Consider the following 13,152-nt stretch of genomic DNA (forward strand, 5'->3'; position numbering starts at 1 on the left):
GCGCAAGCATTCTGCGCGAGGCTTCCATGAACCTTTCCACCTTCGTCCGCGACTGAGGTCCAGGTGCCGCATGGTGCGGCCCGGAAAGGAAGCCCCCCATGACCAGCAACCCAGAGGCTCTGCGGTCTCCGGGAACAACAGGAGCTCGGCGCGACCACCGCCTTCGGGACGGGGTCGATGCGCTGGGCTTTCCGTTGATTCCGTTGACCCTGCGGAAGAGCAGGCGTATCGTGACTTCGAGGAAAGCAGACAATTCGATCAGGGAAGAACGAGCCGGACCACCGCGCCTTGCCCTGATCTGCGCGGCGACTCCGGACGTTTCTGCCCTGGACTACGGGGGTAGTGTCATGTCTCGCATCCGCGGCTCGCTCGCATCGTCTTTCTATGGCCATTTGGCCCGTGCGGCCCATGCCGGCGGCGGATTGCTGGCCTTTGCGCTTGCCGCCAGCCTGTGGCTCGGCAGCGGCGCCAAGGCGCAGGAAACGCAGATCATCTATCCCGGCTCGATGGCGGTCACCGGCTTCCCCGGGACCGTCATTCCCAATTTGGATGCGGGCCTGCCGCCGGGCGTCGATCCGGTCGACGAAACCTTCATCGACACCACGCGCGCCACCTTGCGCGTCTTCGACGTTTCGCACCTTGGCGGGCCGGCCGCGGGCCAACTCGTCTTCACGCCGCCGCCTTTCGAGGTAACGGCGGGCCAGATCGGTGAAGTGTTCGGCCTCACCTATGATGATGGCGTGCGCGATGGCGTTCCGTCAGGCATTCCCAACCTTTACGCGGCCGCCACGTCGCTGCATGGCATCGAGATCGTCACGCCCGACGCCGACAATGACGGGCGGCCGGAACGCCAGCGCCGCGGCACGGCGGGCGCCGCCTTCATGGACGGTCAGTTTGGCACCGAGAACGGCGGCGGACCGGGAACCATCTGGAAGATCGACGGCATCACCGGCCAGGTCGCCAAATTCGCCGACATCGACACCAACAGCGGTCCCGGCATCGGCAACATCACCTTCGACCCCAACCACCGCCAGTTCTTCGCCTCCGACCTCGACACCGGCCTGATCCATCGCATCGACGCCACCGGCAGGCTGATCGACACCTTCGACCATGGCGTCGCCGGGCGCCCGGCGCATGGCCTGGCTCCGGTCGCCGACGATGGCGCGGTGATGGACATTCAAGGTGCCGCCTTCGACACGGAAGACCCCGAGACCTGGGGCTACACGCAGGACGAGCGCCGCGTCTGGGCCGTTTCCTACCATGGCGGCCGGCTCTACTATTCGGTCGGCGAAAAATCCGAAATCTGGTCGGTGGGCATCGCCCGCGACGGCACCTTTGCCGGCGATCCGCGCTGGGAACTGACGGTCAAGGCCGACAGGGACTACGCCGTCACCGACATCGCCTTCGACAACAGCGGCTTCATGTATCTGGCCCAGCGCGGCCCGGTCGAGAACCGCTACGATTACAGCCGGTTCGCCGATTCCGGCAAGGGCGAGGTCATCCGCTATTGGCGCGAAAACCCGGACGATCCGGCAACGGAGTCGGTCTGGGTGGAGGTGCCGCAGGAATACGCTGTCGGTTTTCCGCAAGGCAACAGGCAGTCGGCCGGCGGCCTCGACCTGCAATATGGCTATGACGCCGACGGCAATCTCGATACCTCGGTCTGTACGCAGGCGCTGGTCAATACCGGCGACAAATTGCGCGACAATCCTGAACTCGCCGAGCGGCTCGCCGCCGGCGGGCCGCTCGCCGTGCACGGCGTGCAGATCACGCCCAAGGACCTGGTCAAGCCAGCCAACGTGCCGCCCTTCGGCTCCTGGTTCGTCGATTTCGACGGCTATTTCGAGGACCCGGAAGTGGAAGGCCATGTCGGCGATGTCGCCGTCTGGCATCCCTGCGAGGGCCGCGCCGGCTATTATGAAGAAATTCCGGGCGGCTATCTGCCACCCTTCTACCCGCCGGACTTCCCACCGCCCGGCAATCTGCCTCCGTGTCTCGATGTTGAAGACGTCCAGTATTACTGCACGCCTTCTGGCCTCGAGGCCGATCTCTATCTCCATGACCATGCCGGCTTCGGCGGCGATTCGATCAAGGCCCAGCCTTCGAGCGAGACGAAGTCCAGGACGCCAGGCGTCGCGGTGACCTCACCCATGTCGCATGCGCCTGGCAAGCCGTACACGATCAACATCACCGGCCATTATCCGGGCGACAGAGTGGATGTTGGACTTTGCTTCTACAGGAAGTCCGACAAGGACAAGGGTGGCTATTACCCTTGCTGCAAGATGACCTTGCCGCTCCGCACGCCAGCCGTCAGCTGCGAACGTTGAGGAGGGAAAGATGAACATTCTTGCCTCGCCCTCATTCGCGATGAACGCTCAGCAAACCGTCATGGAGACGATCATGAAACCCCTGTCATACGCCAGGCGCGGCGCGCGCTGGCTGATGGCGGCCGGTATCGCGGTCGCCATGCTCACCCCCGTGCAAAGCCACGCCGAAGATGCGGCTCCGATCACCCCGGAACTGAGGCTCGACCTCGACAATTCGCGCGTCGTCAATCCGAGGCCGGAGCGGGTCGTGCCGTTCTTCACCAAGAGAGGCACCCAGAGAGGCTGCGACTATGTCGTCTACTCCCTGAGCTTCGGCCTGCGCGGTGATCCGCAGGGCTTTGCCGATCCCGGCCTGATGGCGCTGCTGAAGAAACTCAAGATCGAGTTCAAGGACCAGCTCCCGCACGGCCTTGCCATCGTCAATGTCAACGTGTCCGGCGACGGCACGGATGCCTCCGGCGGACCCTTGCCGGGCGCGACGATCAGCAATTCGGCGGGTCCCAACGATACGGCGACAGTCTCCGATTTCCGGCTCTCCGCCGCCGATCTCGACGGCGCCGGTGCTGCCAATGAACGCGTCATCAATTTCCAGATCACGGCCAAGATCGACCACGCGGCGTTTCCCTCGCCGACGATCGTCGACAACCAGGGCCTGATCAAGGTCAGCAACGGAGCCGGCACCGGGACCATCATCCCGTCGCAGGATCCGGGCAAGCCCGACGACGGCGACTACAAGACCGGCGTGAAGACCTCGATCAAGATCGATGTCACCAAGTGCGAACCCCCGCCGCCACCTCCCGGCAAGGAATGCTTCAAGGTGGAACGCGGCACGGTCGATTGCGTGCCCGGCGGCGGTGCCTTCATCTACCATATGCCGGTCGGCCCTGAGATGGGCGGCAAGTGGGTGCAGGTATCGACCACGACGCCCGGCATCACCATCATCCCCGACACCCAGCTGGTGCCGGCGGGCGGCGGCGTGCTCAACTGGAAGATCGTCGGCGCATCGCCCGGCGACGTCATCCACCTCATCGTCACCGGCATCGAGACCTATGCCGGGCCGAAAGAGGGCTGGGGCCTGTGCTGCACGCAGACCATCGACATCGTCATCCCGCGTGACCAGCGCTGCCCACCCAGGGACAAGGAGCCGGACCTCAAGGTCGAGAAAAGCGCCGATGTCCCGCGCTGCACCATGGCCGGCGGCTGCGACTTCACCATCCGCGTCACCAATGTCGGCACCGCGCCCTACAACGGCAAGATCGTGCTCGACGAGGTGACGCTGCCGGCCGGCTCGACGCTGAGTTCAGGGCCCAATCCGCCCTGGGTCTGCGTACCCGGCATCACCCCGATGATTTGCACCTATCCGGTGACCACGCTCAATCCGGGAGCCTTTGTCGAGCTCAAGCTCGGCTTCAAACCGGCCGGGGGCTGGCAAGGCAAGGTGCTGCGCAACTGCGCCACCTACAATTATCCGGCCAGCGGCAAGCCGCTGTTCGGCAGCCAGCAAAACGACAGGGGCTGCGCCTCGATCCCGATCTGCCGCCGTGGCGATCGTGACCGCGACTGCCAGCCGCCGGTCGAGAAGAAGGTCGACCTGATCCTGAAGAAGCGCGCGCGCATCCCGGTCTGTACGCCGGACGGCGTCTGCTACTTCATCATCGACATCATCAACAACGGCACTTCGACCTATAACGGGCCGTTGACCGTGATCGACAACTACCCCGGCGGCGCGCCGGCCTCGTCGACCTTTGGGCCAAGCCCGCCCTGGACATGCGGTCCGAACGGCCCCGGCCAGTTCCGCTGCGACAATGCCGGCATCTCGCTGCCCGTGGGCGCCTCGACGCCGATCTTCGTCAAGGCGGTCATGCCGGCCGGCTACCAGTCGGATACGGTCGAGAATTGTGCCGCGGTGAAGGCTATCCCCGGTGAGGTCGACCTCACCAACAACAAGGCCTGCGCCAAGGAACGCATCCGTCGTCCCAATGGCGGCCAGCCTGGCCTGCGCATCACCAAGGTGTGCAGCGGCTCGCTGGCCGGTGCCGCGGCCGTTTCCTGCCGCATCACCGTCTCCAACGCCGGCACGGCCGCCCCCACCGGCCCGGTCCGGGTCAACGATGCGGCCACGCTGGTGTCGGGCGGCGCGCCCGTCCAGATCCAGACCGTCACCCCCGACGGCGCGGAATGGGCGTGCGGACCGGTTCCGGCCAATACGCTGTCGTGCCAGATCCCCGGCGCCGTCATGACGCCCGGAACCTCCAGGCACTTCGACGTGACGGTGTCAGCCAATGGCGAGTTCGAGAACTGCGCGCGCGGCTCCCACGGGCCGGCGCAAGGCGACGATGTCGTCTACCCGATCGGCCAGGCCTGCGCCAAGGGCGGCGGCTCTTCGACCATCCGTGTCGAGAAGACCGGCGACCGCGAATGCCGGATCGGCCAGCCATGCTCGTTCGACATTACCATGACAAATGATGGGACGAGCCCCTTCTCCGGCCCGGTTCGCATCGGTGATGCGATCGGCGTGGACGGTCTCGGTCGGCTCGATGGCGTTTCGATCACCTCGATCGACCCGCCCTTCGGCTGCTCGCCGGAGCCGACGACACTGCCGGCCTCCTGCATCGCCAACCTGACGCTGGGCGCCGGCGAAAGCCAGTCGCATCATGTGACCGTGATCATTCCCGATGACGGGCGTCTGGCCAATCTGCAGGGCAACGTCAACGGCCAGAACTGCGTTGGCGTCCTGTCTCCCGACACGCGGGTCCAGGGTGGCGACGTGCTGTCCAAGGACGCTGCCAACGGGCAGGGTGATCGGGGCAAGGCCTATGCGTGCCACCCCTTCGTCATCACGCATGAGGTGAAGAACCAGTGCTCGCCGGGCTTCGTCATGAACGACGCCGGCCGCTGCGTCTGCCCGGAAGGCACCACCTTCCGCAACGGCCAGTGCACGGGCGGCGGCACAAACCTTCTGCCGCTTCCCGTGCCGCCGCGCTGCGTGCTGCTCGAAGGCCAGATCCGCACCGAGGACGGACGCTGCGTCTGCCCACGCGGCACGGATCTGGAGAACGGCGCCTGCGTCAAGACCGACCGACCGGGCTGCGCCATACCCGGTTCGGTTCCGACCTCGGACGGCAACGGTTGCTACTGCCCCAACGGCACGCATCTCGACAGGCAAGCGAATGCGTGTGTGAGGGACAGGCCGCCGCAGCAGTGCACAATTCGCGGCCAGGTCCACGACGCCAATGGCGATTGCGTCTGCCCGCAAGGCACCGAGGCGCGCAACGGCGCCTGCCGGCCGGTCCGGCCGAGGCCGCAGCAGTGCACCATCCGTGGCCAGGTCCAGAACGCCAACGGCGATTGCGTCTGCCCGCAAGGCACCGAGGCGCGCAACGGCGCCTGCCGACCGGTCCGGCCGAAGCCTGACCAGTGCACCATCCGTGGCCAGGTCCACGACGCCAACGGCAATTGCGTCTGCCCGAGGGGGACCGAGGTGCAGGGCAACGCCTGTCGTCGACCAGGTCCGGTGCTCCAGCAGTGCGACATACGCGGCCAGGTCCACAACAAGCGCGGCGACTGTGTCTGTCCACGTGGGACCGAGGTGATCGACGGTGCCTGCCGCAAGCCCAGGCAACAGACCGAATGCGCGCCGGGCTCGCAGATGATCAATGGCCAGTGCCAGCCGATCATCAGGCGGCGCTGCCCGGAAGGCACGGTCGGGCGGTATCCCAACTGCCGGCCGATTCGCGGTCAGCCGTCGCTGGAGCTCAACCCGGGTCTGCTGCTGCAGGTACTGCCGCGGCGCCTGCCGCAGACCGACCAGCAGCAGGATCCGGCACCAAACAGGATCCTGAAGCTCCAGCAGCAGTAGTCATCTGTTCGACGCCAGACCAGAACCCGCCGGAGCAATCCGGCGGGTTTTTGATGCCCTGGAGCGGCGCAAGAATTTGGCTGCGACCCACTCTGGTCTGTGGAGCCGCCACGCTTGTGCCCTCGACAAGTCATCAGGAGCGCTTTAGGCAGTCGGTTCGGAGCGACCCAAAGGAAAGGGCGCGCCCGGAGAGGCCGCATGATGAGCAAAAAGACCCTGATCGCACCGTCGGTGCTGGCTTCGGACTTTTCGAAGCTCGGTGACGAGGTCGAAGCCGTCGCGGCTGCTGGCGCCGACTGGATCCATCTCGATGTCATGGATGGCCATTTCGTCCCCAACATCACTTTCGGTCCGCCTGTCATCAAGGCGATCCGCAACCGCACCAAAGCCTTTTTCGACTGCCATCTGATGATCGCGCCGGCCGATCCCTACCTCGCCGCCTTCGCCGAGGCCGGCTGTGACGGCATGACGGTGCATGCGGAGGCCGGGCCGCATCTCGACCGCTCGTTGCAGACTATCAGGAACCTCGGCAAGAAGGCCGGTGTGTCGCTCAATCCGGCGACGCCGGAATCGATGATCGAATATGTGCTCGACCGGCTCGACCTGATCCTGATCATGACCGTCAATCCGGGTTTTGGCGGCCAGGCCTTCATCCCGGGGATCGTCGACAAGGTGAGACGGGTCAAGGCGTTGATCGGCGACCGGCCGATCCACATCGAAATCGATGGCGGCGTTTCGCCGGAAACGGCCCCCCTGGTGACAGCAGCAGGCGCCGATGTGCTGGTGGCGGGTGCGGCCATCTTCAGGGGCGGCAGCGTCGAGGCTTACCGCGCCAACATCGAGGCGATCAGGACGGCGGCCGACGGGGCCGCCGGCTAACAAGGCCGCCGGCTACCTCCCGTTTTAGCCCGATAGACCGGCCAAGTGTCGCTGAGCCGTGGCTCCTCCAGGGCCCGGTATGCCGAATCAGATTTGCCCAGAAAGCCTGATTCGGGGTGAACTGGCCGCTATCTTTGCGCGCGACAGAAAAGATGCTCGCGTGGGCCCACGGAAAAACAGATGATCCTGCGTGCATACAAAACGCGTTAAGTTTCTGCTGGTTGTGGAGAGCAACGAGTTTCGACGCACGGATGCGGATCGGGACATATTTCTTCGTCCTTAAGTACAATAAGGTCTTCTCCTGCTTGAGCCTCTTGACGCGGAGGCGGTAGGATACATGTACGGAAGGACTATTTTCAGACTCGAATTGCCCGGAGAGAAATGGGGGACAGGAGTCAAGCTTGACATACGGATTCGCCAACCTGAAGGACGAAGGCACAACACCCAAGAGCACGCTTGCCAGCACGGTCTATCAGCAGTTGCGTGATGATCTGCTCGGCGGCGCTCTCGAAACCGAAAGCAAGCTGCGGGTAGAGTGGGTTGTTTCCAAGTATGGCGCCGGCGCCTCCCCGGTTCGCGAAGCCCTCAACCGCCTTGCCTCCGAAGGCCTTCTCGGCCGCCACGACCAGCGCGGCTTTTTCATCATGCCGGTCAGCGCGGCGGAGCTCGAGGAGCTGACGCGCACACGCTGCTGGCTCGAGGAGCGGGCGCTTCGCGAATCCATCGCCCACCGCACCGCCGAATGGGAAGAACAGCTGGTGCTGGCGTTGCATCGCCTGGGCCGTGCCTCACGCCTTTCGCTGCAAAATCGCTCGTCGCTCGATCCGGACTGGGAGAAATTGCACCGCACCTTCCACCGGGTGCTGATCTCGGCCTGCCGGTCGCACTGGCTGGTGGGTTTTTGCGATCAGCTGTCCGATCACGCCTATCGCTACCGGCAAATGGCCAATGACGGCGAAAGCGCCCAGCGCGACGACTTCGGCGAACACCGCCTGATCGCCGAATGCGCGCTGGACGGCAATGCCGACGGCGCCGTCGAGGCCTTGATCGATCACTACCAGCTGACCGCCGCCATGTGCATGGAACGCTTCAAGCAAGGCGAGGTCGCAAAAGCCGCCGTTTCTCCAGAACGTGCCCGACGGTAGATCAGGCCGCAATCGTTCACGGACTTTTCGTTGGACGTGACGCGCTCGACCGCCATCTCCAGTCTTGACGGCATGGCGGGGAAACGCGAACTCTTCGCCGGCGAGTCATGCCATTCTGAAGCATTGCCGGCATCGCGGGGAAATTTCATGAGCAATCATCTGTTTGATGCGTTCCGGTCCCGGATGCCGGCGCCGGAGCGCCTGCTGATGGAGACCGATGACGGGCGCTCGCTGAGCTATGGCGACATGCTGGCGCGGTCGGCGCAGTTTGCCCATGCGCTTCTGCAATTGGACGTAGAGCCTGGCGACCGGGTCGCCGTGCAGGTCGAGAAGAGCCCGGAAGCGCTGCTGCTCTATCTCGCCTGCGTGCGCGCCGGTGCGATCTTCCTGCCGCTCAACACCGCCTACACGCTGACCGAACTCGGCTATTTCTTCGGGGATGCCGCACCTCGTGTCATCGTCTGCGATCCGGCAAAGGCGGCCGATATCGCGCGCATGGTCGAGCCATCCGGCGCCGTCGTGGTCACGCTCGACCGCAATGGCCGCGGCTCCCTTACGGACCAGGCCTCGCGCCTGCCGTCGGATTTTCACGATGTCGAACGGGGCGCGGATGATCTCGCGGCAATCCTCTATACGTCGGGAACCACCGGGCGCTCGAAGGGCGCCATGCTCAGCCACGAAAACCTCGCCTCGAACGCGCGGGTGCTGGTCGATCAATGGCGCTTCACATCGGGCGACGTGCTGATCCACGCGCTGCCGATCTTCCATACCCACGGCCTGTTCGTCGCCACCAACGTCATCCTGATGGCCGGCGCCGCGATGCTGTTCGAGCAGAAATTCGATCCGGCCCGCATCGTCTCCTTGCTGCCGCGCGCGACGGCGCTGATGGGCGTGCCGACCTTCTATACCAGGCTGCTGCAGCAGGACGGCCTGGACCGCGAGGCGGCGAAGAATATCCGCCTGTTCGTGTCCGGCTCGGCGCCGCTGCTGGCCGAGACGCACAAGGCCTGGCGCGAGCGCACCGGCCACGCCATCCTCGAACGCTACGGCATGACCGAGACCAACATGAACACCTCCAACCCCTATGAGGGCGAGCGGCGCGCCGGCACGGTCGGTTTCCCCCTGCCGGGCGTGGCGCTGCGCATCGCCGACCCCGACAGCGGCAAGCCGTTGGCGCAAGGGCAGGTCGGCATGATCGAGGTCAAGGGTCCGAACGTGTTTGGCGGTTACTGGCGCATGCCGGAAAAGACCAAAGCGGAATTCCGCGCTGATGGCTTCTTCATCACCGGCGATCTCGGCATCGTCGACGCCGACGGTTATGTCCATATCGTCGGCCGCGGCAAGGACCTGATCATCTCGGGCGGCTACAACATCTATCCGAAGGAACTCGAAAGCGAGATCGACGCGCTTGGCGGGGTCCTGGAAAGCGCCGTCATCGGCGTTGCCCATCCGGATTTTGGCGAAGGCGTCACAGCGGTCGTCGTGCGGACGCCGGGGGCGCGGATCACCGGGGCGGAGATCATCAGTGCCATCGCCGGCCGCCTGGCCAGGTACAAGCACCCCAAGCAGGTGATCTTCGTCGACGAATTACCGCGCAACACCATGGGCAAGGTGCAGAAGAATCTCCTGCGCGATGCGTATAAGGATCTTTATGCCACTTGATCAGCGGTTCGATGGCTTGCCCGGCTTTTCGTTTCGAGCGCTGGAGCCCCACAAGGCGCGCTGAAACAGGCCGCGTTTGCGCTTGCGCCGCATGAGGTCGATGTCCCCGACCAGTTTCGCGCCGCCCTTGCGCCGCTCCAGCGTGATCTTGCGGGTGTGGAAGGCTTCCAGTTCGGCGCGGTGTGCCACGCTGACGATGGTGACATCAGGCAATTCGCGGATCACCGTCGCCATCATCTGGTCCTGGCTTTTCTCGTCCAGCGCCGAGGTGGCCTCGTCCAGTACCACGATGTCCGGGCGATGCAGCAAGAGGCGCGCGAAAGCGACCCGTTGTTTTTCGCCGCCCGACAGGGTCTGGTCCCAGGGCGCTTCCTCCTTGATCCGGCCGGCGAGATGGGTGAGGCCGACCTTGTCGAGGGCGCCCTTGATCTGTTCGAGTTTCCAATTGTCGGCGGCCGCGGGATAGGCGACCACCCGGCGCAACGTGCCGGAAGGGATGTAGGGCCGCTGCGGCAGCATGAACAATCGCTTGTCCGGGTGGAGATTGGCGCTGCCGCTTCCCCATGGCCACAGGCCGGCGATCGCCCGCACCAGCGTCGACTTGCCCGAGCCGGATTCGCCCGAGACCAGCACCCGTTCCCCGGCTTCGACCGCGACCTCCGTTTCCTTGACCACGGACGTGCCGTCGTCGAGCGTCACCGATAGATTGTCGAGGGAGAGCATCGTATCGCCCTTGGTCTCGCCGTGACCAATGCGGCCCAGCTCGTCGCTCTGCTCGGCGCGCTCCAGCCCGTCGAGCGACATCATCAGCGAGGCGATGCGGCGTGCCGAAGCGTTCCAGTCGGCGAGGCGCGGGTAGTTGTCGACCAGCCAGCCGAACGCGCCCTGCACGATGGCGAACGCGGAGGCGGCCTGCATGACTTGTCCGAGCGACATCGAACCTTCCAGAAACTTTGGCGCGCACAGCAGCACCGGCACCACCGGCGCGAACAGGCTCGAGCCCTGCGAGACCAGGGCCGTGCGCATATGCTGCCCAGTCAGTTGCGCCCATCGCTTCAGCACGCCGGCAAAGGTCCTGTCGATGCCGCTGCGTTCCTCCTCCTCGCCGCCGAGCAAGGCGATGCTCTCGCCGTTTTCGCGCACGCGCGTCAGCACGTAGCGGAACTCGGCTTCCTTCTGGTTCTTCTCCTCCGACAGCCGCACGAAATCCCGGCCGATGACGAACATCGACGTTGAGGTGATCGCGGCATAGATCACCGCCGTGATGACGAGGAAGCCGGGCACGGTGATGGTCGAGCCTCCCAGGGTGAAGCTCAAGGCGCCGCCGATCGTCCACAGCACCACGATGAAGGTCGAGGCCGACAGGGTGGCGACAATCACGCCGGCGACGAAATCGACCGGCGCCTCGGTGGCGACCCGCAGATCTTCCGAGAGGCGGGCTTCGGGGTTCTGGTGGTCGCCCTGCACCAGGTTCAGCTGGTAGTAGCGGCCATTGGCGAGCCAGCGCGCGATCACCGAGGTGGTCAGCCAGGAGCGCCAGCGGCGCTGCATGGTCATGCGCAGATAGACCTGCGCGACGACAAGGCCGAGGCTGCCGAGCACGAGCGGCACGAACACCGCGCTGAGGAAATAGACCGTGTGTGCGTCGCGCTTTTCGATGGCATCGAAGATCGAGCGGTTCCAGACATTGATCCCGTACTGGAAACCGACATTGACCACGATCAGGATCAGCAGCCCGACCGTCAACGGCCAGCCAAGCTTGTCGCCATGCCGTCCCCAATAGCCCCGCCCGCTGATCCAGAATCGCTTCAGCAGGTATTTTTTACGCGCCTGTTCGGCCGCCTCGGGCGTCAGCTCCGGATCGGGTTCGACGGCCTCCGGCGGCGGTGTTTCGTCGACGACTTCGGGCGCGGCCGCTTCGACGGTCGACGCGTTCTTCTCGCGCGGCTTCTTCTTGCGTGGAACCTCGTGGCGCGACCCCTCGTCGCGCGGTTTTTGTCGTCGGGGCTTGCCTCGCCTCGGCTTCGGTGCGCCGTCCGGTTTGATCCCGTCGGCCGGTGTCGATTTGGGTTTCGCCTCGGACATGCGCTCCGACAACGACCTCGAAATCAAAAGGTTTCACGGCATCAGCCTGAGCGGACGAATTCCCGGCGGCGCTTATAATCGCGTATGCAGCAGCTCGACGACATGGTCGGCAATCGCCAGGCTCGCGGTCAGGCCGGGGCTCTCTATGCCGAACAGATTGACGATCCGCCCGGCGCCATGATCGGCCGGGCCCTGGATCATGAAATCGGCCGCCGGCTGGCCTGGGCCGGACAGTTTGGGCCTGATGCCGGCATAGGCTGGCTGCAAGGCGCCGTCGGCAAGCTCGGGCCAATAGCGCCGGATCGCTTCGTAGAAGACGCCGCTTCGGCCGGGATCGACGGTATAGTCCACCCGGTCGATCCATTCGACATCGGGCCCAAAGCGCGCACTGCCGCCAAGGTCGAGCGTCAGATGGACACCGAGGCCACCTTCGACCGGCACCGGATAGATCAGCCGCGAAAAGGGCGATCGCCCTGGAAGGGAGAAGTAGTTTCCGCGCGCCAGCCATTGCCTGGGGATGAGCCACTGTGGGAAGCCGTCGATCCGGTGGGCCAAGGCCTGCGCGTCGAGGCCGGCGGCATTGATGAAGGCGGCTGCTTCCAGGGCGAAGGTCTCGCCACTGGCGTCGCGCGTGTCGATCCGGATTCCGTCGGTCTCGAGCGTCGCCCCGGCGAACGCGGTGAGGAAAGCGAAGGATGCGCCGGCGGCTTCCGCGTCGCCGCGCAGCGAGAGCATCAGCGCGTGGCTGTCGACGATGCCGGTCGATGGCGACAAGAGCGCCCCGGCGCATGCCAGGGCCGGTTCCAGGCTTTCAGCTTCGCCCTGCGTCAGGAACTGGAGATCGTCGACCCCGCAGCGCCGCGCATTGGCCTCGATCTTCCGCAGTCCTTCGATCTGGCCGGCCTCGCTGGCGACGATCAGCTTGCCGGCACGCTTGTGGGCAACGTCGTGCTCGGCGCAGTAGGCGTAGAGACGTTGGCGCCCTTCGACGCAGAGCCGGGCCTTCAGGCTTCCCGGCGCATAATAGAGCCCGGCATGGATGACCTCGGAGTTGCGCGAACTGGTGACGGTGCCGATCGCATCGGCCCGTTCGACCACCACCACCTCACGGCCCGACTGAGCGAGCGCCCTGGCGATGGCAAGTCCGACGACGCCGGCTCCGGCGACGACACAATCGATAGTCTGCATGGCCTCG

At 65.2% G+C, this 13,152-nt stretch carries 7 protein-coding genes; 5 read left to right on the forward strand and 2 right to left on the reverse strand.

All coding sequences use genetic code 11. From position 1 onward, the window contains the following. Nucleotides 1–347 precede the first annotated feature (347 nt). The 5 genes from A3AU_RS0110845 (at nt 348) to A3AU_RS0110865 (ending at nt 9,872) form a co-directional block, all read left to right on the forward strand. Complete coding sequence (locus tag A3AU_RS0110845; protein ID WP_027052832.1) at nt 348–2,327, forward strand: NHL repeat-containing protein; 1,980 nt, start codon at nt 348–350, stop codon at nt 2,325–2,327. 10 nt (nt 2,328–2,337) lie between these two features. Next, nucleotides 2,338–6,186 carry a DUF7929 domain-containing protein gene (locus tag A3AU_RS0110850; protein ID WP_027052833.1) on the forward strand — a complete coding sequence of 1,283 codons (3,849 nt, stop codon included), beginning with the start codon at nt 2,338–2,340 and terminating at the stop codon, nt 6,184–6,186. Nucleotides 6,187–6,387: 201 nt separating this feature from the next. After that, the gene (gene rpe, locus A3AU_RS0110855; protein WP_027052834.1) at nt 6,388–7,065 is read left to right on the forward strand and encodes a ribulose-phosphate 3-epimerase; all 678 of its coding nucleotides are present in this window, start codon (nt 6,388–6,390) and stop codon (nt 7,063–7,065) included. A gap of 401 nt (nt 7,066–7,466) precedes the next feature. Continuing rightward, entirely contained in the window at nt 7,467–8,210 is a 744-nt protein-coding gene (locus A3AU_RS0110860) for a GntR family transcriptional regulator (protein ID WP_027052835.1), read from the forward strand. Between the two features lie 147 nt (nt 8,211–8,357). Then, nucleotides 8,358–9,872, forward strand: a complete 1,515-nt coding sequence (locus tag A3AU_RS0110865; protein WP_027052836.1) for a malonate--CoA ligase — start codon at nt 8,358–8,360, stop codon at nt 9,870–9,872. Here A3AU_RS0110865 and A3AU_RS0110870 read toward each other — a convergent pair whose 3' ends face one another. Both A3AU_RS0110870 and A3AU_RS0110875 read right to left on the reverse strand, forming a co-directional pair. Next, nucleotides 9,873–11,957, reverse strand: a complete 2,085-nt coding sequence (locus A3AU_RS0110870) for an ABC transporter ATP-binding protein/permease (RefSeq protein WP_027052837.1) — start codon at nt 11,955–11,957, stop codon at nt 9,873–9,875. 72 nt (nt 11,958–12,029) lie between these two features. Next, on the reverse strand, nt 12,030–13,145 hold the full coding sequence (locus A3AU_RS0110875; protein WP_027052838.1) for an NAD(P)/FAD-dependent oxidoreductase: 1,116 nt from the start codon (nt 13,143–13,145) through the stop codon (nt 12,030–12,032). Between the last annotated feature and the right edge of the window lie 7 nt (nt 13,146–13,152).

The sequence above is a fragment of the Mesorhizobium erdmanii USDA 3471 genome, from assembly GCF_000472705.1.
Classification (GTDB): domain Bacteria; phylum Pseudomonadota; class Alphaproteobacteria; order Rhizobiales; family Rhizobiaceae; genus Mesorhizobium; species Mesorhizobium erdmanii.

What these genes read in the sequence shown, in the direction of transcription:
- A3AU_RS0110875 (WP_027052838.1), bottom strand. Translation starts at nt 13,145, where the DNA reads ATGCAGACTATCGATTGTGTCGTCGCCGGAGCCGGCGTCGTCGGACTT.
- A3AU_RS0110870 (WP_027052837.1), bottom strand. Translation starts at nt 11,957, where the DNA reads ATGTCCGAGGCGAAACCCAAATCGACACCGGCCGACGGGATCAAACCG.
- A3AU_RS0110865 (WP_027052836.1), top strand. Translation starts at nt 8,358, where the DNA reads ATGAGCAATCATCTGTTTGATGCGTTCCGGTCCCGGATGCCGGCGCCG.
- A3AU_RS0110850 (WP_027052833.1), top strand. Translation starts at nt 2,338, where the DNA reads ATGAACATTCTTGCCTCGCCCTCATTCGCGATGAACGCTCAGCAAACC.
- A3AU_RS0110845 (WP_027052832.1), top strand. Translation starts at nt 348, where the DNA reads ATGTCTCGCATCCGCGGCTCGCTCGCATCGTCTTTCTATGGCCATTTG.
- rpe (WP_027052834.1), top strand. Translation starts at nt 6,388, where the DNA reads ATGAGCAAAAAGACCCTGATCGCACCGTCGGTGCTGGCTTCGGACTTT.